This is a genomic window from Bradyrhizobium monzae (genome assembly GCF_021458635.1).
GTDB lineage: Bacteria > Pseudomonadota > Alphaproteobacteria > Rhizobiales > Xanthobacteraceae > Bradyrhizobium.
Genome location: NZ_JAIRDQ010000003.1, coordinates 480,632 through 504,504, shown reverse-complemented (window position 1 = coordinate 504,504; position 23,873 = coordinate 480,632). Strand labels below are relative to the sequence as shown.

The window sequence follows — 23,873 nt, the reverse complement described above, 5'->3', positions numbered from 1 at the left end:
CAGGCGAGCTGCGCGGCAGGCCCCGCGCAGCACAAATCATGCGCAATTTCGGCCACGGCAGCGGATTTACGCTCTCGCAGCCGCGCGATATCGCGAATTAGTTCGCGCCGAGGAAATCGCGCTTGCCGATCTCTACGCCGTTGTGGCGCATGATGCCGTGAGCAGTCGTGGCGTGGAAATAGAAGTTCGGTAGCGAGACTCCGCTGAAGAATTGCTGGCCCTTGAGCGTCATGGTGCGGTCCGGGCCTGCCGGGAAGGTCACATCCTTGGTGTCGGCGCCTTCGAACTGCTCCGGCTTGTATGATTTCACGTAGTCGATCGTCTTGGCGAGCCGCTGCTTCAGCTCCTCAAAGGTCTTTTCCGTGTCGGGCATCGAAGGCACCTCGCTATGGGTCAGCCTGGCGCAGCCCTTGGCGGCGAAGTCGCTGGCGAGCTGGATCTGCTTCGACAGCGGCAGCATGTCCGGGAAGAGGCGCGAGCCGAGCAGGACGCTCGGGTCGATCTTTTTGGCCGCACAATGCGCCTCGGCCTTGGTGAGCAGGCCGGTCAGGCTGTTCAGCATTTGCAGATAGGCGGGGACGACGGCGTCGTGGAAGGACATGTGATGCTCGCTTCAATGGTGGGAGATCTCAGGAGAAAACCTGAGCCACTCACATGGGAGCGTCATGGAATAATACAATCGCCGAAACGGCTTGTGCGGTGCGAAAATTCTACCGCACCGTCGCTTGGGGCTGTGCCTGTGCCGTGCTGCCGCGCATGCGCGCGAGCAGCTCCGCGGTCGGCCAGGAATCGGCAGGCAGGCCGTATTTGATCTGCATCGCCTTCACGGCGGCGCGGCTCTGCTGGCCCAGCACGCCGTCGACCTTGCCGACATTGAAGCCGGCCTGGACCAGCAATTGCTGCAATTGCTTGAGCTCGTTGAACGGCAGTTGCGCGACCTGTCCGGCCGGCCTACGCATTGGCGCTGCGCCCGCAATGCGTGAGGCGAGATAGCCCGCCGTGGTCGAATAGATCAGCGAGTTATTCCATTCGGTATAGGCCGCGAAATTCGCATAGGCCATGAAGGCAGGACCGTTGCGTCCCATCGGCAGCAGCACCGACGCGGCGAGATTATCGTTCGGCAGCGGCCGGCCGTCGGGGTAGGTAACGCCGAACTGCGCCCATTTCGAACGCGGCAGCTGCACGCTGAGGTCGGTCTGATCCCATGGCAGGTTTTGCGGCACCTTGATCTCTTCCAGCCAAGGTTCGCCGCGCCGCCACTTCAAGCCGTTGGCGATATAGTTCGCGGTCGAACCGATCACGTCGTCCTCGCTGCGCAGGAGGTCGCGCCGGCCGTCGCCGTCATAGTCGACGGCGTAGTTGACGTAGTGCACGGGCAGAAACTGTGTCTGCCCGAGCTCGCCGGCCCAGGAGCCGATCATTTCGTCGGGTGTGAGATCGCCGCGGTCGATGATCTTCAGCGCGGCGATGGTCTCGTTCACGAACATTTCCGAACGGCGGCAGTCATAGGCCAGCGACACCAGCGATTTCAGCGTCGGCAGATTGCCCATGTTGACGCCGAAGTCGCTCTCCAGGCCCCAGAACGCGGCAATCACCGCCGGCGGCACGCCATATTCCTTCTCGGCCCGCGCGAACGCCGCCGCGTGTTGCTTGATGTGCTGCTGGCCGTTCTGCATGCGATAGGGCGCGGCCATCCGGCCGGCAAATTCGGTGAAGAGCTGGCCAAACACGCGCTGACCGCGGTCGCGATTGACGATGCCTTGGTCGTAGACGAGGTAGGGCGCAGCCTCCGATATCGTTCGCTGCGACACGCCGGCCGCAACCGCCTGCTGTTTCACGTCGGCGAGGAAGCGGTCGAAGCTCTGCCCATTGTGGCACGACGCCGCGCGCGGTGAGGGAGCGGTGGCCTTGGGGGCCGTAGCCTTGGGCACGGGCGCTTGGAACTGGGCGGAGGCGGTGGCAGTGCAGGCGAGGAGCGCGACGGCCGAGATCAGAAATCGGGTCTGGACCATAGGGGTTCCGACGGGGGGAGAGGCGGGCGTGGATTCGATCCAATTCTAGGCGAAGTGACGGCCTCGGGCCATCCTTTCTATGCCATGCCGGCGCGCTGAATGCGAGCTAGCCAAACAGTCGCGCCAGCAGCGCTTTCCCGACCGGCAGAGCCCTGACACCCCGATAGGCGCGCACATATTCACCGGCATAGAACGCCCTGATGGCATGCACGCGCGTGTCCATACCTTCCTCGAAGCGTACCGCGAATCCATCCGCCGTCCGTCGCACCACGATCGCGGCGATCGATCGGCCGTAGATGCCGCATTCGATCGGGCTGCCGGGGAGCGGTGGATCGGGATCGATCAGCCGCGCGCCGGTGATGGAGAGGTCGGCAAGCCGTGCCAGATGCGACTTGCCGTTCTGGCGCAGCAGGATGGCTTCGTTGCGATCGAAGCGCTCTGCCTTGCGCTTGCGCGGCTGCTCGATGCAGACGAAGCAGACCACGGTGAGGATGAATGCGTTGTAGAGGCTCCAGGCCAGAGCCAGTCCGCCATAGGCGATGTTCTCGCCGCGCAGATGCAGGATGAAGGCATAGGCGATGGCCGCGAGCGTGATCGCAAGCGCACTACCATAGAGGCGCAGCAGCGGCCATTCGACAAATCGCCTGTCGCGGTCGCCGCCTTTCGCCGTGACCTTGAATTTATGCCCCTTCGGCTTCAGCAGTCCGGCTGCCACGGCCTTGAGTACGGCGGGCGCGGCGATCAGTTGCGAGACATCCGTCATCATCGCGAGCGAGCGGCCGCGCGACAGCCAGGCCATGGTGAGACCGTGCCAGACATAGAACGGCAGGAAGAAGCGCAACAGCTCGGTGAGATCCGCCTGCACCGCCTTGATGCCGAACAGCAGGAACAGCCAGGGCACCGCGAGACCCGCGACTTTCGATGTGTAGACCGCGAACCAGCTCATGAAGGCGTCGACCAGCGAGAGCCGATCGATGAAGGAGAGATTTGACGTTTGCGAGAACGGCCCGCTGCGGCCGCGGATGATCTGCATGAAGCCGAGGCACCAGCGAGCGCGCTGGGTGATGTATTCCTTCAGCCCTTCCGGTGCGAGCCCGATCGTCAATCGCTCATTGAGATAGATTGTGGTGAGCCCGAATTCCTTCAGGCGCAGCGTGACGAGATAGTCCTCCGTCACCGAGTCGGTAGGAAAGCCGCCAATCTGCACCAGTCCGGCGTAGCGAATGAGAGACGAGGTGCCGCAACAGAAGGCGACGCCCCAGGCGTCCTTTGCCGGCATCAGGATATCGAAGAAGAATCGCTGCTCGTCGGGCCAGACGTCGGTCGCAGCGAGATTGGTCTGGATCGGATCGGGATTGATGAAGTGCTGCGGCGTCTGCACCACGCCGACCGACGGATTGTCCATCAGCGAGATGGTGCGCGTGAGGAAGTCGGGCCGCGGCACAAAATCGGCGTCGAGGATGGCGACGAAGTGCGGCCGTTCCGGCAGCGCACCGACATGCCGGAGGGCATGGTTGATGTTGCCGGCCTTGGCGTGGTGGTTGTCGGGTCGCGTGAGATAGTGGCAGTTGAGCTCTCCCGAAAGGCGCCGCAGCCACGGCCGTCGGCCGTCGTCCAGCACCCAGACGCGGTAGTTGCCGTATTCCATGCCGGTCGCGCCGATGATGGTGCGCTCGAGGATAGACCGCTCTTCGTTGTAGGTGCAGATGAAGACGTCGATCAACGGCGCACGGGGATCGGTGGCGCGGCCGTCGCTCCTCGCCGTCTTGGTGCGGTCGATCGTCCGGCTCAGGAACAGCAGCGACAGGGCGACCGCGACCAGCGAGGCCGCTTCCAGTAGCATGAAGGGATAGCCAATCACGGCATCCGCAGTCAGATGGGGCGGCGGCAGCGTCGACGTGACACGCCAATGGAGATAGCGGAGCAAGAGGATCAGCGACACGATTGCGAGGAACGAGCGCGCTTTCGTGCTGTCGAGCCTGAGCAGCGGCACGATCGCCATGAAGGCGCCGAGCGCAAGCAGACCGGGCGTCAATGCCAGCATCACGAGGCGCTCTCGTGCCTGGCGAACACGACACGGCCGGTGCGCCCCACGGTGCAGGCCTGCGATGCGGAGTCGCGAGGCGCCACGGTCACGCGATAAGGCTCCTTGCTCAGCGCATCCGGATTGATGGCAAGATTTGCGGGCGCGCCGGCCGCCCCAGTCAGATTGACCACTGTGCCCGAGATCGGCGCGCCGTCATCGTTCGGCTCGAAGGTGGCGCGGTCACCGAGCTGCAGGCGGTTGTAGACGCTCTCGGTGACATTGGCGGTGATCACCGCGCCGCTGCAATCGAGCACCTTGAGCAGCGGCTGCCCGGCCTGCACGTCCTCGCCGGGTGATGTCATCATTTCCCAGACGCGGCCTGCGACGGGCGTCGTGATGTTGGCCTCGGAGAGATCGGCAAAGCGGACTTCCTCGACGATGATCTCGTTGGCGAGCCAGGCAATCTCGGTGTCGGTGCGTGCAAGATCGGCCTCGAGGTCGCCGGCACGCTGGCGCATCTCCTCCTCGCGCTGCACCGAGCTTGGCCGATCGTTATAGCTGTCGCCGAGGAACGAGCCGTTCTGGGCCGCGGCGAGCTCGACCTTGGCTGCATCCAGCCGCTTGCGCGCCCCGAGCTCGGTCTGCTGTGACACCGAGAGCTCGCGCGTCAGCCGCGCCAGCTCCACGGTCGAGACGTTGCCGGATTTCGCCAGCGACGTCGCACGTTCGACCGCGGCGTTGGCTTCGTCCCGCCGCGCCGCCGCCGCCTCGATCGAGGTCTGGATCTCCGCGATGCGGGCTTCGAGCTGGAGCACGCGCCCGTCGCGGAATTGCGAGGCCTGTCGCGCCAGATCTTTTTGTGCTGATTGGGCCGCGGCCAGCTTGGCGGCAAGGCTCGGCCGTTCGTTCTCCAGGCGCGATTTCTGCCGGCGGAGATCGTCGAGCCGGGTGCGATCGCTGCGCGAGTTCACGACGCGCAGGACCACGGTTCCGGCATCCAGCTTGGTCTGGTCGGTCACGCGTTGGACGGCGGCCACGCGGCCACCGATCGGCGTGCGCAGCGTGACGAGGCGGGAATTCAGCACGGCCTCGACGCTCGAATTTTCCCAGATCACGCGCAGCGGCAGCCAGCCGAACACGGCGATGATGGCAAGCCCGATGGCGATCTTGGCGCCGCGCCGCAGACGCGGCCAACGGCGTGGTGGCTCCTGCGACGTTTGCGCATCGGGCGCATGGCCGGGCTCATCATTGGCGAACAGCTGCTCGTGCAGCCCGTCCTGCAAGCCTTTCGCGTCAGACTTGGCGTCTTGAGGCGAGGGAACGGATCCGGGTTCGACGGAAGCGGCGCGCGAGCGGTCTGCCATGACGGTCACCTTGCGGACGGAAGGCCAATGGAACCGGTCAATGCGCAAGGGCCGCGCAGCGTGCCCGGTTACTGTGGATTAAGCCCAAGCTGCGCTTTCCAGGTTGCTAAGTGTCCGCGCGCGTTTTTGCGCAAATCTCGGTCAAGCTTTAGCGATGGACGAAAGGCTGGCGGGTGGCCGACTTATCTGCGGCCCGGCGACGCACGAGCCTTGCAGCGGCTCGCGGCGTTCATACGTCGAGGACGCCGGCCAAAGGCTCGCCCATGGCCGGCTTTGGAGACGGCCATGAACTATCTGCGTACCGCAATGCTTCTCGCAGGCCTCACCGCCCTGTTCATGGGCGTGGGCTACCTGATCGGCGGCGCCACCGGCGCCATGATCGCGCTCGTGATTGCTGCGGCGACCAATCTCTTCGCCTACTGGAACTCTGACCGCGCGGTGCTGTCGATGTACGGCGCCCATGAGGTCGACCGTCAAAGCGCGCCGGAGCTGGTCGGCCTCGTCGCCGAGCTTGCGGGCCGCGCCGGCCTGCCGATGCCGCGCGTGTTCGTGATGGACGAGCAGCAGCCCAACGCGTTCGCGACAGGCCGCAATCCCGAGAACGCCGCCGTCGCCGTCACTGTCGGCCTGATGAACCAGCTCAGCCGTGAGGAGCTCGCCGGCGTGATCGCGCATGAGCTTGCACATATCAGGAATCACGACACGCTGCTGATGACCATCACCGCGACCATCGCCGGTGCGATCTCTATGCTGGCGCAGTTCGGCATGTTCTTCGGCGGCAACCGCGACAACAACGGCCCCGGCATCGTCGGCTCGATCCTGATGATGATCCTGGCACCGCTGGCTGCGATGCTGGTGCAGATGGCGATCAGCCGCACCCGCGAATATGCCGCCGACAATCTCGGCGCGCGCATCGCGGGCCAGCCGATGTGGTTGGCATCGGCGCTGGTGAAGATCGAGAGCGCGGCGCATCAGGTGCCGAACTATGATGCCGAGCGAAATCCCGCGACCGCGCACATGTTCATCATCAACCCGCTGTCGGGCCATGGCGTCGACAGTCTCTTCGCCACCCATCCCTCGACGCAGAACCGCATCGCGGCGCTCCAGCAACTCGCGGCCGAGCTCGGCACGCAAGCCGCGCCGTCGGTCGGCGCCAACGAGAACTATCCGCCGCAGGGCCCGTGGGGCCGCTCGTCGTCGCGCGGTCCGTCAAATGGGCCTTCTCGTGGTCCTTGGGGCTGATACGGAACCAGCCGGATTTTGCCTGGCTTAGTGACCTGGCGCACACAGGACCGGTCCGGCCGGTGTTAATACCTCGTCGAGAGTGTTCCTTCGAAAGGGGATGCGTGGCCGGCCCGTCGCCGGTCGCCGTCGAGATGACCAGAGTTGCCGTGTCATTGTTGATCGTCCTGGGCGTGGCCATTGGCCTGTCCACGCATACGGTCGTGAATTGTGGGGATGAGGACGAGCCCGACATCTGCTCGGCCGTGATCGGCTTCTCGCCGTTTCGCGGCTCCCTGATCGCCTTCGCCTATGAGGGGCGCGGACGCATCGCGCTGCGCCACGGCGACAACGGCCGGGCGATCGCCGATTTCAACGAGGCCATCCACCTTAATCCCAACCGCGCCTCGCTCTATCGCGACCGCGCGCAGGCGTACCGTCAGAACGGTGAGCTGAGCCTTGCGATTGCCGATTTTGACGAAGCGATCGCGCTCGATCCCAAGCCCGCGCTGCCCTATCACGAGCGCGGCCTCGCGCTCGCCGCCATGGGCGATCTCGACCGCGCGATTTTGAGCTACAGCACGGCCGTGCGCCTCGACCCGACGGACGCGCGGGCCCGCCTCGACCGCGGCCTCGCATTCCTCGCCCGCGGCCAGGCCGACGATGCCCGTGCAGATTTCGAAGCTGCCGTTGTGCTGCCGCCGGGCAAGGACGCCCGCATACGCGATGCCGCGCGCGCAAAGCTCGCCGAAGTTGCACACGGCGAGCCGACCCAGGTCTCCACACCGCGGCGATGAGAGGGACTACTTCGCTTTCTTGGCTTTGGCCTTCTTCGCCTTCGCGGCCTTCTTCGCCGGCTTGTCCTTCACCGGCTTTTCCTTGGCCGGCTTCTCCGCCTTCGCCTCGACAGGCGTGCTGGCGGCGAGCCGCATGGCGCGGGCGTAGCTGTCGGCGACGTTGTCGGCGGACATCTGGAGGCGCTTTGCGGCGGCGGTGGCTTGCTCCATGGTGGCCTTGGCCATCATCTTGAAGCGGGCGCCGGTCTCCTTGCCCTTGGCCTTGGCCGCAAGGCCGCTGAAGCGATCCCGCCGCTCCTTGGCGCGGGTCATCAGGCCCGTCTGCAGCTGTCTGGCCAGTTGCCGGATCACGACATCCAGGTCGGCGTCCGCCATGTCTTCTATCCTCTTCGAAACAGTCCCAATCGATGCGGCGGGACTATGCAGATCGGGCCCCGCCTTGGCAATTCCCGCCCGGGCGTCATCCGCAGCTTCCGGCACCCAAAGCAGAAAAGCCGCGCATGTCGCGCGGCTTTTGGCATTGGCTGGGCGCGAGGTGCGCCGTGTCGGTCTTATTTCAGCGAGGCGACCGGTCCGCTCGAGCTTGCTGCCGGATCGGGGTCGAAGCCGAACACGCCGACCAGATATTTGTAATAGTCCGGCATTTTCTCCTTGAGCGCTTCGCGGGTCTTGGGATCGTGGAATTCGCTCTTGCCGGCCAGGAAGATGCTGGCGGTCACCGCAAAGAACTCCATGTGGTTCTTCAGCGCATAGGCTTCCTTGGGCAGGAAATCCTTGGATTTGGCATAGGCGTAATAGCTGATCACGCCCTTGTTGGCGTAGCCGTCCGGCAGCAGCCGCGCGTGATAGGCGTGCAGCATCTCGTGGAGCAGCACGGCCTCTTTCTCGTAACGCATCATGTCGGGCCGGACCATGATCACGCCGAGCCCGGAATCGACGGCGAGGTCGACGGCGTTCGGGTTGGTCCAGCGCTGCTTGTCGTGGTCCCACACCGTTAGCGTCCGCGGGGTGGTGCGCTGGATGTCCGGCGTGACCCGGCCTTAGCAGGCGGTCGCGGCGCCTTCGTCGAGGCAGGCCAGCTCGCTCGCGATGATCGGGACGGTCCGGAAGAAGCGAAGCACGCGTGGGGAGAACCCGGCGCCCTCGACGACGTCGATCTGCTGCTTCAGGTTCTCGGTGAGCTTGTCGACGTCCTTGCGATCGGAATTCTCCGACACGTCGAACATGTAGCCGCGATAGCTCTGGAAGCCGGGCGGCAGCGCCTTCGCGTCATCGGCGGACGCGACGTCGAGCGCGCCGGCGTTGGACGGATTGGCGAAGAGCGCGCCGACAATGGTCGCGGTCAGCAGCAACGCAATGCGCATGATGAACCCCCTGATGTCACTTCACGCGGCAGGATAGGCTGCCGTTGTTTGCGAAAAGTGAGTGGGGCGAGACTAAGGCCGCGATGTTGAGGCGTGCTTAATCGTTGGTTGCAGATCGCGAAGGCGGATTAGGGCAGGGTTAACCAAGCAGGGTATCCCCGATCCGCGCTTCGGCGTAGGATCGAACCCGGGCACCATGCCCCACATCGATAGCCGGAGGAGGATGCCATGTATGCCGCCATCCGTCAGGCCAAGGCGAAGAGCGGAAGCGCCGAAGAGCTGGCGCGCCGCATCAAGGACGGCGCCGTTCCGATCATCAGCGACGTCGACGGCTTCCGGGCCTATTACGTGGTCTATGCCGGCGACGACACGGTGACCGCGATCTCCATCTTCGACAAGTTCGAGCAGGCCGAGGAAGCGAACAAGCGCGCCATCGCCTGGATCGAAAAGAACCTGGGGTCATTGCTGGCGGGGCATGCGAGTGCCGCGGCGGGACCGGTAATCGTGCATACGCTGGCGTGAGCCTCTCGTCATTGCGAGGAGCGAAAGCGACGAAGCAATCCAGGCTGTTGCTGCGGAAACAGTCTGGATTGCTTCGCTTCGCTCGCAATGACGAGACTGCGGCAAATGCCCTCACAGCTCCCTTGCATTCGAGAACGCGAAGCTCGACACCCGCCTCGTCGTCTCGTCCAAGATCAGCGTGCGCGTGATCGGCGGCTCGGCGCGCTGGGCGCAGTTTTCGCGCTCGCAGAGCCGGCAATTGACGCCGATCGGCGTGCCTTCCGTCTTCTCCAGATCCATACCGGCGGCGTAGGTCAGGCGCGCGGCGTGGCGGATCTCGCAACCGAGGCCGATGGCGAAGCGCGGCTGCGGCAGCGGGTGCGGCGCGACGGGCCGGCGTACCATCTGCGCGATCGAGAAATAGCGCGTGCCGTCGGACAGCTCGATCACCTGCTTCAGCAGGCGATCAGGCGTGTCGAAGGTCGAGTGCACGTTCCACAGCGGACAGGTGCCGCCGAATTTCGAGAACGGGAAGGTGCCGGAGGAAAAGCGCTTCGATACGTTACCGGCATTGTCGACGCGCAGCAGGAAGAACGGAATGCCGCGCGCGTTCGGCCGTTGCAGCGTGGTGAGGCGATGGCAGACCTGCTCGAAGCCGGAATTGAAGCGCTGCGCCAGCACGTGGATATCGTAGTTGAGCGCTTCGGCCGCCGCGAGGAAGGTCGGGTAGGGCATCATCACGGCCGCCGCGAAGTAATTGCCGAGCGTGATGCGAAACAGCCGGCGCGGCGCGTCGTCGAGCGGGCCGGCGCGGCCGATGATGGTCTCCAGGGCTTGGGCGCATTCGCCCAAGCCGAGCTGGAAGGCAAGCTGGAACGCGCGGCCGGGCGGGTCGACCAGTTCCGAGATCAGGAGCTGGCGGCGATGGCGGTCGAAACGGCGGAGCGTCTCGCGCATCACATCGACCGGCATGATCCGGGTCTGGATCGAATGCCTTTCGCGCAGGCGCGCGGCGAGTGCGGCATAGAGCCCTTCGGCCGGCACGTTCAACTCGTCGCGAAGAGTCTCCGCGGCCTGCTCGAGCTCCGGGAAATAATTGCGGTTGGCCTCGATCAGCTCGCGCACGCGCTCGACCGGATTGGCCTCGTAGCGCGTGCCGACGTCGCGGTCGGCCATTTGGGCTGCCGCCAGCGTCTCGCCCTGGCGCGCCTCGGTATAGGCCGCATAGAGCCGTTGCAGCGCATGGGTGACGCCGGGACAGAGTTCGGCCAGGTCGCGCAGCTCCTGCTTGGGAACATCGATCTGGCGGAACAGCGGATCGGAGAAGATCTCGTTGAGCTCGGCGAAGAAGCGGTCCTCGTCGGCGGTGGCGAGATCGCGCAGATCGAGGTCGTAGGTTTCGGCGAGCCGCAGCAGGATCTGCGCGGTCACCGGGCGCTGGTTCCGCTCGATCAGATTGACATAGCTCGGCGAGATCCCGAGCCCCTCGGCGATCTGGGTCTGGGACAGCCCCAATTGCTGCCGGATCCGCCGGAAGCGCGGGCCGACGAACAGCTTTTTCCCGGACTCGGCGGGCATCTTCACATCTCCACAGCCTCTAAGGGCAGTCTTTCTGACCTATATTTTTACAAAATTTACAAAATAACATCTATTACATGTCTCGATGTTACATCACATCACCATTCAAATACAAGGCCTCTATACGAGCTTCTCTTTCTCGCGTTTAGCTCATGTCACGCATTTCGCAATGCACTGTCATGAATGTCGAGAAGAGAGAGCAAGAACATGAACTACCAGCCCCGTGGCATCAGCTCCTTTCAGGGCCCGGCCTCGTATCAGAACGAGGTTGAGGCGGCCCAGGCGCTCCTCAAGAATCAGCCGACCTGGAACGGGGTGTCGGCCGAAGCGGTCGCGCGCATGCGCCTGCAGAACCGCTTCAAGACTGGCCTCGACGTCGCCCGCTACACCGCGGCGCTGATGCGGGCCGACATGGCGGCCTATGACAACGATCCGACCAAGTACACCCAGTCGCTGGGCTGCTGGCACGGCTTCATCGCCCAGCAGAAGCTGATCTCGGTCAAGAAGCACTTCGGCGGCAAGACCGATCGCACTTATCTCTACCTGTCCGGCTGGATGATCGCGGCGCTGCGTTCCGAGTTCGGTCCGCTGCCCGACCAGTCGATGCACGAGAAGACCTCGGTGCCGGCGCTGATCGAGGAGCTCTACACCTTCCTCCGTCAGGCGGATTCCCGCGAGCTCAACGACATCTTCCGCAGCCTCGACAAGGCGCGCAAGGAAGGCGACAAGACTCGCGAGAAGGAGCTGATCGCCAAGATCGACAACTTCCAGACCCACGTCGTGCCCGTCATCGCCGACATCGACGCCGGCTTCGGCAATGCCGAGGCGACCTATCTGCTCGCCAAGAAGATGATCGAGGCGGGCGCCTGCGCGCTGCAGATCGAGAACCAGGTCTCCGACGAGAAGCAGTGCGGTCACCAGGACGGCAAGGTCACCGTGCCGCACGAGGTGTTCATCGCGAAGATCCGCGCCTGCCGCCACGCCTTCCTCGAGCTCGGCGTCGAAGACGGCGTCATCGTCACCCGTACCGACTCGCTCGGCGCTGGTCTGACGCAGCAGATCGCCGTCAGCCACAAGCCGGGCGACATCGGCGATCAGTACAACAGCTTCCTCGATTGCGAGGAAATCACTGCCGAGAACGCCCGCAATGGCGACGTCATCATCAACCGCAACGGCCAGATGATGCGTCCGAAGCGGCTGCCCTCGAATCTCTACCAGTTCCGCCCCGGCACGGGCGAAGACCGCTGCGTGCTCGACAGCATCACCTCGCTGCAGAACGGTGCGGACCTGCTCTGGATCGAGACCGAGAAGCCGCATATCGAGCAGATCGCCAAGATGGTCGACCGCATCCGCGAGGTCGTCCCGAACGCGAAGCTCGCCTACAACAACTCGCCCTCGTTCAACTGGACGCTCAACTTCCGTTGGCAGGTCTACGACGCGATGAAGGAAGCCGGCAAGGATGTCTCGAAGTACAATCGTGCCGAGCTGATGAAGCCGGAATACGATGAGACGCCGCTGGCCCTCGAAGCCGACGAGCGCATCCGCACCTTCCAGGCAGATTCGGCCAAACGTGCCGGCATCTTCCACCACCTGATCACGTTGCCGACTTATCACACGGCAGCGCTCTCGACCGACAACCTCGCACGCGAGTATTTCGGCGAGCAGGGCATGCTGGGCTACGTGAAGAACGTCCAGCGGCAGGAGATCCGTCAGGGCATCGCCTGCGCCAAGCATCAGAACATGGCGGGCTCCGATATCGGCGACGACCACAAGGAATACTTCGCCGGCGAAGCGGCCCTGAAGGCGGGCGGCGCGCACAACACCATGAACCAGTTCGGCTAACGCAACACGCTATCGACAGGAGACTGACAATGACCAAAGGCAGCAATTTCTGGGTGATCGGCGGCGAGTTCGGCTCGATGAACTTCCACAAGCTCGTGGAAGGCTCGGCCCAGGTGCAGGGTCCGTTCAAGACCCGTACGGAAGCCGAAGACGCCTGGCGGACGGTTTCGGAAGAGAACCGCCACAAGGCCGGCGTCCGTTTCTCGATCGTGGAAGAGCCGTCGCGGGTCTCGGCCTGACGGCTGCCTGACAAATCCAAGAAGACGTCCAAGGACGGAGGGTCCCATCCGGCGCAAGCCGGGTGGGATCGTCTGTTTTTGGCACACATCAACGGCCTGTGGGCGCCGTAAGTATCTGGAATGATGGGCCCTTTGCGGGCGCTGTGGTTGCTGATAGGTTAATGGCGGAAAGTCGAGGACGAGGCCGACAATGTCAGAGCCCGAGACCAGCGGTATCAATCCCAGCCAGCCGCGCCCGGTGCGGCTGCGCGATGCGCTGCTGCGCGCGCGGATCGAGGCCGCCGACCGGACCGGCGTCGTCGTCGATCTCAGGGACGCCGAGGTGGCGCGGCTCGAGATCCTCAACGACGCGCTCGACCCGCTGTTCGCCCAGGTGCCGGAGCAGATCGATTTGTTCGACCGCGGCATCAGCCAGGGCGATACGCCCAGGCTCTGGATCGACGTCGTCGCCCACATCATGATGGGGCGCGACAAGCGGATGTACCGCTTCGTCCAGGACACCCGCTTCGGCCGCATCGTGCTCGCCGAATCGCACGACACCGCGGTGATCGTCGAAGCCGTGACCGACTACGTCGCTCGCCGCATGATCGAGCGCGAGCATGCGATGGCGGTGCTGCCCGAGCCGAAGCCGGAGGTCGCGGAGCCACCCCGCCGTTCGCGCGTCTGGCCGTTCGTGTTCGGCTTCATATTCGGTGCTGCCGCGCTGTTCGGCATCGCCGTGCTCGCGGCGTTGCGGAGCTGGTGAGGCTGTTTCCGTCATTGCGAGCAAAGCGAAGCAATCCAGAAATGTCTCCGGGGAGGGACTCTGGATTGCTTCGCTTCGCTCGCAATGACGACGAACTACATCAGCCGCGTGCGCTTGATCTCTCGCATCTGCATGCCATGATCGAGGCTCCGCACGATCTGCTCGCAGCGCCAGCCGGCATTGTCCTTGTCGATCGCGAACAGATTGTAGGCCGCCGCCGGATAGCGCCCGTGCGCGAGCGCCGAGGCCGACGGCACGCCGATCGCGGGAATGTTGCCGTTGGGGCCGTCGAACCACATCGTCGAATGGATGTGGTCGTGCCCGTGCAGGACCAGCTCGACACCGTGCCGCTTGAGCAGCGCCAGCAGGCCTGCGGAATCCGTCAGCCGTTTCTGGCGTGCATCGGACTTCAGCGGATGATGCACCAGCAGCACGCGGAAGACGTCCTCGGCCGCGAGCTTATCGAGCATCTGCTCGAGCGCGTCGAGCTGATCGCGCCCCAGCGTGCCCGTCGCCATCAAGGGCGGTGTCGGCACGGCGCTGGAGAGGCTGATCAGCGCGGCCGGTCCGCGCCGGCGCACGCCGGGAAAGCCGACGCTGCCGTCGTCGCTTGCAAGATAGGGTGCGAAGGTCTCGCCGAAGCGATGGCGCGTGGCGCGGACATAGGCGTCGTGATTGCCGGGAATCGTGGTGACGCGGCCAGGCGAGCCGACCCCGTCGAGCCACGCGCGCGCCGGGGCGAACTCGGCCTCCATCGCCAGATTGACGAGATCGCCTGTGACCGCGATGTGGTCGGGCGCTTGCGCCTGCATGTCGGCGACCAGCGCGTCGAGCACCTCGCGGCGCTGGTACTTGTGGCGGTTGCGCGTCCAGTTGACGTAGCCGAGCGCGCGCTTGCCGGCGAGCTCGATCAGCCGCGGTTTCGGCAGCGGCGGCAGATGCGGGTCGGACAGATGGGCGAGCGTGAAAGGTGCCGACGTCTGGTAAGTCATGGCGCGCGCGTGCCTCGCTATTCGCTTGCTGTAATGGCAAGGTCGCCGGCATCGCGCAAGGGACGCTTGAAAGGGCGCTTCAAGAGAGCCTGATGGGGGAACGCCTGGACAAGATCCGACGGAAATTCGAGCCGCTGCTGCGGCGAGTCTTCCATGCCTATTTCCTGCTGGTCCGCGGCATGACGCTCGGCGTCCGCGCCGTGGTGCTCGATGCCGACAACAAGGTGTTTCTGGTCAAGCACAGCTACGTCTCGGGCTGGTACCTGCCAGGCGGCGGCGTCGACCATGGCGAGACCATGGAACAGGCGATGCGTCGCGAGCTCAAGGAGGAGGGCGATATCGACCTCACCGGAGAGGCCGTACTGCACGGCATCTTCCTCAACAGCCACATTTCCCGCCGCGACCATGTCGCGGTCTATGTGGTCAGGCATTTCCGGCAGGACCGGCTGCCGGCGCCCAACCACGAGATCATCGCATGCGGCTTCTTCGACACCGCCGCGCTGCCTGAGGAGGCGACCGCCGGCACGCGGCTGCGGATCGCGGAAGTGCTTCACGGCAAGCCCCTGATTGCGACGTGGCGCTGAGGGCGGGCTATGCTAGTACCAGTCCGAATGGGCGCCACGGAAACCTGATGAAAGCTGCAAAACTCGCCTTCGGCCTGATCTGCCTTGCGATCCTCGCTAGCAACATCGCGACAATGTCGCGCTGGAGCGAGGCGCGCGGGGTCTATGACGACATCTGCTATCTCCGGCAGGCACATCTGTTCCAGCGCTTCGGCGCCGGCGGGCTCGACACCAACGCGGTCAGGGACGACGACCGTTATTTCGAAGGCAAGTTAAAGGAAATCGCCTTCGCCGATTGGAAGGATCCGATCCGCTGGCCCTGCCACAATCCAATGCCGGGCGGCAAGGTCGTGTTGCAATACCCACCGGGCACCGGCTTTCTGCTGGCGCTGTTTCCGCAAGGCCATCAGGTCGTGCCGCTCTACATTGCCGCGAGCCTGATCGTGTGCGGCCTCGCGCTCACAGGCATTGCGATGGCACGGACACTGCCGTCGATCCTGGGCGCCGGCGTGTTCGGCGCGCTTGCGGTCTATCTCATGATCAATCCGGCGAAGGCGAGCTATTCGGTTGCGCCGACCATGGCGCTGTGCGCGGGCGCGGGCTTCCTGACGGCGCTGTGGCTGGTCAGGGAGAAGCGCAGCGTCCTGCTGATCGCGCTGATCGGTCTGCTGCTCGGCGCATCCGTCAATTTCAGACTTCCGAATGCCTTGCTCGCGGCCGGCTATTTCCTGTTCCTCGGCATTCCCTTTCTGTGGACGCGCTCGCTTGCGACATTCGTGCAGGGCCTCGCCCTCGGTGCCGGCGTGTTCGTCGGCATGGCGCCGACGCTGGCCGCCCAGGCCATCAACGCCGGCAGCGCGCTGGCGACGACCTATGGCAGCGCCGATCTGGTCGCGCCGGCGTTCGATCTCGCTGTGTTCGGTCAGTATCTACGCGACATGCAGATCGTGCTGATCGTGCTCGCGATCGGCGCGACGCTCTCGCTGTTGTGGTCGCGCGAGCACCACGTGCGGCAGGCTGCCTTCGTCGTTGCCGGCAACCTCGTCGTCAATCTCGGCTTCTTCCTGAGCCATCCGATCTTCACGCCGTATTACGTCGTGCCGATCGCGATGCTGTCGCTGTGGACGCTGTCGTTTGCGCGGTTGCTTCAGCGGGCCGAGGTGCGTCAGGTTGCATCGATCCGGCGCGAGCCGGCCAGTCTGGGAGCACTGCCGCGATGACATCCGCTCAACCCCGCATCGCCGTGCTGGTGCCCTGCTACAATGAAGAGGCGGCGGTCGCGGCCGTCGTTGCCGACTTCCGCAAGGCGCTGCCTGCGGCGGAGATCTATGTCTACGACAATAATTCGCGCGATAGCACCGCTGCCGTCGCGCGCGAGGCCGGCGCGATCGTGCGCAGCGAGCGGCGGCAGGGCAAGGGCCATGTCGTGCGTCGCATGTTCGCCGATGTCGAGGCCGACATCTACGTGCTGGTCGACGGCGATGCCACCTACGATGCGCCGAGTGCGCCGCGCATGATCGACAAGCTAGTCGACGAACATCTCGACATGGTGGTCGGGCTCCGCATCGACCAGTCGGAGGCCGCCTACCGTCTCGGCCATCGCACTGGCAACCGCATGCTGACCGGCTTCCTGTCCTCGACCTTCGGACAGGAGTTCAAGGACATCCTGTCCGGGTACCGCGTGTTCTCGCGGCGCTTCGTCAAATCGTTCCCCGTGCTGTCCGATGGCTTCGAGATCGAGACCGAGCTCGCGGTCTACGCGCTGGAATTGTCGCTGCCGGTCGCCGAGGTCGAGACGCCCTATTACGCGCGGCCGGAAGGCTCGTTCTCGAAGCTCAACACCTGGCGCGACGGCTTTCGCATTCTCGGTACCATGCTCAAGCTGTACCGCTCGGAGCGGCCGCTGCGCTTCTTCACCGTGATCGGAATCCTGCTGGCGCTGGCCGCGGTCACCCTTGCAATCCCGATCGTCGTCACATTCATCGAAACCGGCCTCGTGCCGCGCCTGCCGACCGCCGTGCTGTCGATGGGATTGACGATCGTGGCGATACTGTCGGTCTCGTCGGGCCTCGTGCTCGATACCGTGACGCGGGGGCGGCGGGAGATGAAGATGCTGGCCTATCTGTCCCAGCCGGCGCCGAAAAGGGCCTGACGTCACGCGCTCCCATGGACGGCCGGACATCCAGATGCTACTCCGCTTGCTGTATTGACGCGTTTTTCAACGCGAACCGGAATCCACTTCGCTCGAAAACGCTATGGCATGAACGATCTCTCAATCACCATTAGTCCCGAAGCTCCCGGCGACGCCCAGGCGATCGAGCGGCTGCACGAGCGCACCTTCGGCCCCGGCCGCTTCGTGCTCAGCGCCTACCGCATCCGCGAGCATGTCGACCATCTGCTCGACGTTTCTTTCACCGCCCGCATCGGCACGCTGCTGGTCGGCTCCGTCAGGCAATTGCCGGTCATGATCGGTGAGACGCCGGCGCTGCTGCTCGGGCCGCTCACTGTCGAGCCACCGTTCCGCAGCCGCGGCATCGGGCGCTTGCTGATGGAGCGGGCGTTGAAGGACGCCGGGGACAAGGGCCACGCCATCGTGCTGCTGGTCGGCGACGAGCCCTATTACAGCCGCGTCGGTTTCAAGCTCGTCCCCAAGGGACGCGTGACCATGCCGGGCCCGGTCGATGCCGCCCGCCTCCTGGTGTTCGAGCTCGTCGACGGCGCGTTTGAGGGGGTCTCAGGCGCAGTTGCTCCGGACTGGAGCAAGGCGCGGGGATAGCGCACCAACGACCGGTGGAGCCTCACATGTTCCGCGTGACAGCCGACACATTGCAGGCCTATCTCGATTTCGATCCGGCGCGAAAGCGCGATCTGATCGCGTCGCACAAGCTGGTCGTCTCGGCCGCGCCAGCCCTCAAGCGCCATTTCCATCAGGGAACGCCCGCGGGAGAGGCGGGAATGCGCATGAAGATGATCGGCTATGGAAAGTTTCGCTACGCCATCAAGTCGGGAAAAAGCGCGGAGTGGCCGGTGATCGGTGTTGCGCTCCAGAAAAACTACATCAGCGTGTACGTGACGGTGACCAGGCAAGGCGCGCCCGTCGTATCCCGTTATGCCGGAAAACTTGGCGAACTTCGGATGGGAGGCAACAACTTCAGTTTCGGTCGGTTCGACGACCTCAAACAAGATGCGGTATCGACCCTGTTCGCCGAAGCTGCCGGCATCTTCAAAGCGGATCCTGAGAATCCCGTCCGATACATGCAGGGGTCCTGATCTGTCGATTCCGACGCAGTCGGGAATATTCCAGGTGGCTGGACGATCATGGTCGCCGCGACGTGTTCGGCCGGCGCCGGACAAGTCGCAGCCGAGCCAAATCGTCCACCGCATGAGACCGCCCAGATGGCCCTTAGTCGCCGCCGACTTCTCGCGATCGCGTCGTTGACGGTCGCGTCCTCAGTAGCAAACGATTCCCGTGGAGCAGGCGCGCCGATCAAGGCGATCGCGTTCGACGGCTTTCCGATCTTCGATCCGCGTCCCATCTTCGCTCTTGCCGAGAACCTGTTTCCCGGACGCGGCGCCGAGCTGTCAAAGGTCTGGCGAACCAAGCTGTTCGAGTACACATGGCTCCGCACCATGAGCGGACATTATCGCGACTTTCTGGGCGTCATCGATGACGCCCTGGTGTTCGCCTGCAGGTCGCTCGATATTGAACTGACCGGCGTCAAGCGAAGTGCGTTGGTCGAGGGTTATCTCGGAATGACGATCTGGCCCGACGCCTTGCCCGCCTTGTCCATGCTGAAGGACAACGGCTTGCGACTCGCCTTCCTGAGCAATTTCTCGCCCGCGATGCTCGACGCCAATATTCGCGCGGCAGGGCTCGAAGGCATCTTCGAATTTCAGCTGAGCACGGATGCGGTTCGGGCCTACAAGCCTGACCCCCGCGCCTATCAGATGGGCGTCGATGCTTTCGGGTTGAAGCGCGAAGAGGTCCTCTTTGCCGCTTTCGCCGGCTGGGACGCCTCCGGCGCGAAGCTGTTCGGCTATCCCACCTTTTGGGTCAATCGGCAGAAGCAACCGCGCGAACAGCTGGACGCCGTTCCGGACGGCGAGGGGCTCGGCATGGCTGACCTGGTGCACTTTCTGTCGAGCTAGCGCCAGCGACCAGCTGCACACTGTACCGTCGGCGCGGATTATGCCAAAAACCGCAGGCAACGCAGCTGACGAAGGACATGTGAAGTTTGGCCGCATCCAAAAAGGGCACCTCGCCCGCGGAACGCCAGAACGGGATTGATCGGACCATCGATCTCCTGGAAGCGCTGCTGCATCTGCGCGAGCCCTCCAAGCTCAGCGACCTCGCGAAGCAAATGGGCGCGCCGCGATCGACCGTCTATGCCATCGCCAACCGCCTGATCGAGGCGGACCTGCTGGAGAGCGTGGGCGAGGGCGGTCAGGTCTATTTCGGCAAGGCGGTGCATCTCTACGGGCGGGCCTACGCGGAGGCAAATCCCCTGCATCGCCGATGCCGCGAGGCGCTCGACCGGCTGGCGACCCAGCATAGCGCCACCGCGCAACTCTGCGCGTTGCGTGGCCGCAAATATGTGGTGGTCGACACGCGGGACGGGTCGGGCCTGTTCCGGATCACGACGGATGTCGGCATCGAGGTGCCGCTGCCGTGGACGGCATCCGGCCGGTTACTGCTGGATCACATGAGCCCGGCAGACATTCGCGCGTTCGTTCCGAAAGAGGATTTTCGCCTGCCGGACGGCCGCGTCCTCGATATCGACGATTTCGTCAAGGACGTTGCACGCGCTAGGCGTGACGGCAAATGCGTGACGACGGCGCTGTCCGATCGGTTTACGTCGTGTCTTGCCGCCCCCATCCGCGACAAGAAGGGTGTCGCGGTCGCGACGCTGTGCTTCGTCGTTCCTGCGGACTCGGTGAAGGAGCGCAGGACCGCGCTGCTCGACGACCTCGTCGCCACCGCAACCGAACTCTCCGATCGCCACTGAACTCAGTCGACCGGCAACGCCACGGCCGATGCACTCGCGTCGGGCCGCGCGTCCGAGCTCGCGTGCGGGGGCGGACTCGCATGTCCACTCTTGACATCACGCCGCCGTAATATCTAACGTGACGCTATAAGAAAATGCTGTCCATTATAAGAGACAATCATTAATGCGGCGATGGTCTGCCCGTTCCGCCGTTTGGCGGCACGAGAGACCTGATCCCGCGTTATCGAGAGAGGATTCGAAATGGCGAATGCAGGCCAACAGGTACCCGGGCGACGCTGGCTGATCGGTTGCCTCCTCGGCGTCGGAATTCTCATCAACTACATCGATCGTGTCGGGCTCTCCGCCGCGACGCCCGAGCTCACGAAGGAGCTCGGGCTCACCGCCACCGACATCGGGCTTCTCGGCAGCGCGTTCTTCTGGACCTATTCGCTGCTGCAAGTCCCCGGCGGCATGGTGCTCGATCGCTTCGGCGTCACCATGGTCGGCCGCGCCTCCAGCTTCCTCTGGGCGGTCGCCGCCACCATCACCGCGCTCGCCAGCGGACTGTGGGGCATCGCCGGCGCGCGCCTGTTGCTCGGCGTCGCGGAAGCACCGGCCTTTCCGGCAAGTCAGAAGGCGACCGGCCACTGGTTTCCGCTCGACGAACGCGCGCGCTCGACTGCGATCTTCGATTCTGCCGCCAAATTCTCCAACGTGATCGGCGTGCCGCTGGTCGCCTACGTGATCTTTCTCTACGGCTGGCGCTGGGGTTTTGGCGTCACCGCGCTGCTGAGCTTCCTGTATTTCGTCGCCTATTACGTCATCTATCGAAATCCGAGCGAGGATCCGAAGCTCTCCAAGGCGGAGCACGACTACATCGTCGCCGGCGGCGGCACGCCCGAAGGCCCGGCCACAGCGGGGCAGAGCCGCATGCTCGGCTACCTCTTGCGCAACCGCAAGGTCTGGGGACTGACCATCGGGTTCTCCGCGTACGGCTACACGTTCTATCTCTTCCTCACCTGGTTGCCGGGCTATCTCGCTCAGACCATGCATATGAATCTGATGTCGGCTGCAGGCTATTCGACGATTCCCTGGATCTTTGCGACGCTGTCCGACCTCCTGATCGGCGGGTTCCTGGTGGATCATCTGATCAAGCGCGGCTACGACAGCACGCGGGTGCGCCAGTCCGTGATCATCGTCGGCATGCTGATGGGGCTTGCCGTGGTCGGTGCCGCCTTCACCGTGAAGCCGGGCTGGGCGTTGCTGTGGTTGTCGATCGCGATCTCGGGATTGTCCGCCGCGGCGCCGGTGGGGTCCTCGATCGTGTCGCTGATCGCGCCGAAGGGCGGGGCGGGAACGGTCGGCGGCATTCTGAATTTCACCAACAACATGATGGGCGTGCTGGCACCGATCGTGACCGGGGTCGTGGTCGACTGGACTCAATCCTTTGCCGGTGCCTTCATGATCGCCGGAATCGTGCTGCTGATCGGCATCTTCTTCTATGTCGTGGTGCTTGGCCGGATCGAATCGATTCCGGATTTCGAAGAAGCGTCGCCACCAAACGCCGTGCCTGTTCACTGAGGAGAGGGGCATGCCCCAGAATTCCAACGGCAAGGACACACTCATCCGCAACGCCCGGCTGATCGACGGCACCGGCGCGCCGTGGTTCGAAGCGGACTTGCGCATCAGCGACGGCCGTATCGCGGCGATCGGGGCCTCGCTGCCGGCGGAGGAGGCCGACATCATCGATGCGCGCGGATGCTATCTCGCGCCGGGCTTCATCGACGCGCATTGCCATGACGACCTGATCTGCCTGCGCGAGCCTGACAGGCCCGAAAAAGCGCTGCAGGGCGTGACCACGCTCGTGGTCGGCAATTGCTGCTTCTCGCTCTATCCGGCGACCGCGGGCTCCGCCGAGATGCTGCGCCTGCACTTCTCGGGTCTCGCCGGCGAAACCCGAACCGATGAAGTCTTCGACAGTTTCGACGGTTATCGGCTGGCCCTGGAGGGGCCGGGCGTGGCGCTCAACCTCGTTTCGCTGGTCGGACATGCCGCGATCCGGCTCGCCGTGCTCGGTTACGACCGTCGCGCGGCGAGTAGCGAAGAGATCGCGGCGATGCAGGCGTTGCTCGCGCGGCAATTTGAGCAGGGCGCTGCCGGCCTGTCACTCGGCCTCGTCTATCCGCCAAGCGCCTATGCCGACAGCAATGAACTGTGTGCGCTGGCGACGACGGTGCGGGCTCACGGCAAGCTGCTCACCGCGCATATCCGCAGCTATGAAGCGGGCCTCCTCAATTCCATCGACGAGTTCATCGCGATCCTGCGCGCCTCCGGCGCGGCCGGGCTGCTGTCGCACCTGCAATCGGCGGGAAAGCCGAACTGGGGCGCGATCCCCAAGGCGCTCGACCGGCTCGAGGCTGCGCGCGCGGAGGGGATCGATATCTCCTTCGACATGTATCCGTATCCCGCCGGCAGCTCCTACATGCTGCAATTGCTGCCGCCGGCGGCGCTCGAAGGCGGCATCGACGCGCTGCGCGAACGGCTGCGCGATTCCGCGAAGCGCGAGGCGCTGCGCGTGCTGGTGGAGGAGGGCGATCCCGATCCGCATGCCGCGCAGTCCAAGATCGTGCTGATCGGCTGGCACAATGTGCGCATCTCCGGCACCGGCAATCCGGCGCTGAAGCCGCTCGAGGGCAAGTCGATGGTCGATGCCGCGCGCGAGCTCGGCATCTCGCCGTTCGATCTCATGGTTCGGTGCATCGAGGAGGATCAGGGCCAGACCGGCATCATCATGTTCCAGCTCGATGAGGCCGATTTGCGCGCGGCCTTCACCCATCGCCTGCACATGGTCGGCTCCGATGGCATTCCGCGCCCGGGCACCAAGCCGCATCCGCGCGCCTATGGCAGTTTCCCGCGCGTCGCCGGCCGGCTGACGCACGAGCAGGGCTGGCTGACGCTGGAAGATGCCGTGCGGCGCATGACGGCGATGCCCGCCCAGCGCTTCGGCCTGTCCGACCGCGGCATCCTGCGGCCGGGCATGGTCGCGGATCTCACGCTGTTCGACGAGACCATCATGGACAAGGCGACGTTCGAGACGCCGACGGAAATGCCCGCAGGCATCCGTTCGGTCTTCGTCGCAGGCGAGGCCGTGGTCACGGACGGACGCTGCACCTTCGCGCGGCCGGGCCGGGCCCTGACATAATCACACCACACAGGACGAGACCCATGACCCTGAAACGATATGGTGCGGCCGGCGGCACCGGCACCGGCGGCCAACACCTCCCTTTTGCCCGCGCGGTCGAGGCCGATGGCTGGCTCTACGTCTCGGGGCAGACGCCGATGGAGAACGGCGAGGTGATCGAGGGCGGCATCATCCCGCAATCGCACAAGGCGATCCGCAACCTGCTCGCCATCCTGACTGAAGCCGGCTTCGAGCCCAAGGATGTCGTGCGTTGCGGCGTCTGGCTCGACGATCCCCGAGACTTTCAAAGCTTCAACAAGGTCTTCGCCGAATATTTCGGCGCCAATCCTCCGGCGCGGGCCTGCGTGGTGTCGAGCATGGTGGTGGATTGCAAGGTGGAAATCGACTGCGTCGCCTATCGCAGGTGAGCCGCCTGCTGCTGCGCCGGGGCCCGCAGGCCCCG

The 23,873-nt window shown here is 64.6% G+C and carries 23 protein-coding genes and 1 pseudogene; 16 read left to right on the top strand and 8 right to left on the bottom strand.

Annotated features, from left to right (window positions below; genetic code table 11):
* Positions 1 to 97: 97 nt before the first annotated feature.
* From K3F49_RS15910 to K3F49_RS15895, 4 genes are all read right to left on the bottom strand, one after another.
* The gene (locus K3F49_RS15910) at positions 98 to 601 is read right to left on the bottom strand and encodes a DUF1993 domain-containing protein (RefSeq protein WP_234681880.1); all 504 of its coding nucleotides are present in this window, start codon (positions 599 to 601) and stop codon (positions 98 to 100) included.
* Between the two features lie 109 nt (positions 602 to 710).
* The gene (locus K3F49_RS15905; protein ID WP_234681879.1) at positions 711 to 2,012 is read right to left on the bottom strand and encodes a lytic murein transglycosylase; all 1,302 of its coding nucleotides are present in this window, start codon (positions 2,010 to 2,012) and stop codon (positions 711 to 713) included.
* A gap of 106 nt (positions 2,013 to 2,118) precedes the next feature.
* Entirely contained in the window at positions 2,119 to 4,056 is a 1,938-nt protein-coding gene (locus tag K3F49_RS15900) for a glycosyltransferase (protein ID WP_234681998.1), read from the bottom strand.
* Positions 4,056 to 5,402, bottom strand: coding sequence for an HlyD family secretion protein (locus K3F49_RS15895; protein WP_234681878.1), 1,347 nt, complete (start codon positions 5,400 to 5,402; stop codon positions 4,056 to 4,058). The genes K3F49_RS15900 and K3F49_RS15895 overlap by 1 nt, the downstream gene beginning before the upstream one ends.
* Before the next feature lie 285 nt (positions 5,403 to 5,687).
* Between K3F49_RS15895 and htpX the strand changes: the two genes are divergently transcribed.
* Both htpX and K3F49_RS15885 read left to right on the top strand, forming a co-directional pair.
* Positions 5,688 to 6,644: a zinc metalloprotease HtpX gene (gene htpX / locus K3F49_RS15890; protein ID WP_234681877.1), complete on the top strand. Its 957-nt coding sequence runs from the start codon at positions 5,688 to 5,690 to the stop codon at positions 6,642 to 6,644.
* A gap of 134 nt (positions 6,645 to 6,778) precedes the next feature.
* A complete protein-coding gene (locus K3F49_RS15885; protein ID WP_249794805.1) occupies positions 6,779 to 7,420 on the top strand; it encodes a tetratricopeptide repeat protein in 642 nt (213 codons plus the stop codon).
* 6 nt (positions 7,421 to 7,426) lie between these two features.
* Here the strand turns inward: K3F49_RS15885 and K3F49_RS15880 are convergent, their stop codons facing one another.
* Positions 7,427 to 7,795 carry a hypothetical protein gene (locus K3F49_RS15880; RefSeq protein WP_234681875.1) on the bottom strand — a complete coding sequence of 123 codons (369 nt, stop codon included), beginning with the start codon at positions 7,793 to 7,795 and terminating at the stop codon, positions 7,427 to 7,429.
* Positions 7,796 to 7,971: 176 nt separating this feature from the next.
* Positions 7,972 to 8,784, bottom strand: a pseudogene (locus K3F49_RS39420) (hypothetical protein).
* A 228-nt stretch (positions 8,785 to 9,012) separates the two neighbouring features.
* Between K3F49_RS39420 and K3F49_RS15865 the strand changes: the two are divergent.
* Positions 9,013 to 9,306 (top strand): antibiotic biosynthesis monooxygenase, encoded by a 294-nt coding sequence (locus K3F49_RS15865; RefSeq protein ID WP_148771790.1) that lies wholly within the window; start codon positions 9,013 to 9,015, stop codon positions 9,304 to 9,306.
* 111 nt (positions 9,307 to 9,417) lie between these two features.
* Here the strand turns inward: K3F49_RS15865 and K3F49_RS15860 are convergent, their stop codons facing one another.
* Positions 9,418 to 10,863: a helix-turn-helix domain-containing protein gene (locus K3F49_RS15860; RefSeq protein WP_234681872.1), complete on the bottom strand. Its 1,446-nt coding sequence runs from the start codon at positions 10,861 to 10,863 to the stop codon at positions 9,418 to 9,420.
* A 207-nt stretch (positions 10,864 to 11,070) separates the two neighbouring features.
* Between K3F49_RS15860 and K3F49_RS15855 the strand changes: the two genes are divergently transcribed.
* From K3F49_RS15855 to K3F49_RS15845, 3 genes are all read left to right on the top strand, one after another.
* Positions 11,071 to 12,705 carry an isocitrate lyase gene (locus K3F49_RS15855; protein WP_234681871.1) on the top strand — a complete coding sequence of 545 codons (1,635 nt, stop codon included), beginning with the start codon at positions 11,071 to 11,073 and terminating at the stop codon, positions 12,703 to 12,705.
* 29 nt (positions 12,706 to 12,734) lie between these two features.
* Positions 12,735 to 12,944 carry a DUF4170 domain-containing protein gene (locus K3F49_RS15850; RefSeq protein ID WP_094975753.1) on the top strand — a complete coding sequence of 70 codons (210 nt, stop codon included), beginning with the start codon at positions 12,735 to 12,737 and terminating at the stop codon, positions 12,942 to 12,944.
* Between the two features lie 190 nt (positions 12,945 to 13,134).
* Positions 13,135 to 13,689: a hypothetical protein gene (locus K3F49_RS15845; RefSeq protein WP_234681870.1), complete on the top strand. Its 555-nt coding sequence runs from the start codon at positions 13,135 to 13,137 to the stop codon at positions 13,687 to 13,689.
* A gap of 95 nt (positions 13,690 to 13,784) precedes the next feature.
* Here the strand turns inward: K3F49_RS15845 and K3F49_RS15840 are convergent, their stop codons facing one another.
* Positions 13,785 to 14,681, bottom strand: a complete 897-nt coding sequence (locus K3F49_RS15840; RefSeq protein WP_234681869.1) for a metallophosphoesterase family protein — start codon at positions 14,679 to 14,681, stop codon at positions 13,785 to 13,787.
* A gap of 92 nt (positions 14,682 to 14,773) precedes the next feature.
* On the opposite strand from K3F49_RS15840, the gene K3F49_RS15835 reads away from it, so the two are divergent.
* From K3F49_RS15835 to K3F49_RS15790, 10 genes are all read left to right on the top strand, one after another.
* A complete protein-coding gene (locus K3F49_RS15835) occupies positions 14,774 to 15,265 on the top strand; it encodes an NUDIX domain-containing protein (protein ID WP_234681868.1) in 492 nt (163 codons plus the stop codon).
* 47 nt (positions 15,266 to 15,312) lie between these two features.
* A complete protein-coding gene (locus tag K3F49_RS15830; protein ID WP_234681867.1) occupies positions 15,313 to 16,464 on the top strand; it encodes a hypothetical protein in 1,152 nt (383 codons plus the stop codon).
* Complete coding sequence (locus tag K3F49_RS15825; protein WP_234681866.1) at positions 16,461 to 17,396, top strand: glycosyltransferase family 2 protein; 936 nt, start codon at positions 16,461 to 16,463, stop codon at positions 17,394 to 17,396. The genes K3F49_RS15830 and K3F49_RS15825 overlap by 4 nt, the downstream gene beginning before the upstream one ends.
* Before the next feature lie 108 nt (positions 17,397 to 17,504).
* The gene (locus K3F49_RS15820; protein ID WP_234681865.1) at positions 17,505 to 18,020 is read left to right on the top strand and encodes a GNAT family N-acetyltransferase; all 516 of its coding nucleotides are present in this window, start codon (positions 17,505 to 17,507) and stop codon (positions 18,018 to 18,020) included.
* 26 nt (positions 18,021 to 18,046) lie between these two features.
* Complete coding sequence (locus tag K3F49_RS15815) at positions 18,047 to 18,514, top strand: hypothetical protein (RefSeq protein WP_234681864.1); 468 nt, start codon at positions 18,047 to 18,049, stop codon at positions 18,512 to 18,514.
* A 126-nt stretch (positions 18,515 to 18,640) separates the two neighbouring features.
* Complete coding sequence (locus K3F49_RS15810; protein ID WP_234681863.1) at positions 18,641 to 19,393, top strand: haloacid dehalogenase type II; 753 nt, start codon at positions 18,641 to 18,643, stop codon at positions 19,391 to 19,393.
* A gap of 86 nt (positions 19,394 to 19,479) precedes the next feature.
* On the top strand, positions 19,480 to 20,250 hold the full coding sequence (locus K3F49_RS15805) for an IclR family transcriptional regulator (protein ID WP_234681862.1): 771 nt from the start codon (positions 19,480 to 19,482) through the stop codon (positions 20,248 to 20,250).
* A gap of 240 nt (positions 20,251 to 20,490) precedes the next feature.
* Positions 20,491 to 21,810, top strand: coding sequence for an MFS transporter (locus tag K3F49_RS15800; protein ID WP_234681861.1), 1,320 nt, complete (start codon positions 20,491 to 20,493; stop codon positions 21,808 to 21,810).
* A gap of 10 nt (positions 21,811 to 21,820) precedes the next feature.
* On the top strand, positions 21,821 to 23,431 hold the full coding sequence (locus K3F49_RS15795; protein WP_234681860.1) for an N-acyl-D-amino-acid deacylase family protein: 1,611 nt from the start codon (positions 21,821 to 21,823) through the stop codon (positions 23,429 to 23,431).
* 23 nt (positions 23,432 to 23,454) lie between these two features.
* Positions 23,455 to 23,838, top strand: coding sequence for a RidA family protein (locus K3F49_RS15790; protein WP_234681859.1), 384 nt, complete (start codon positions 23,455 to 23,457; stop codon positions 23,836 to 23,838).
* Positions 23,839 to 23,873: the final 35 nt, after the last annotated feature.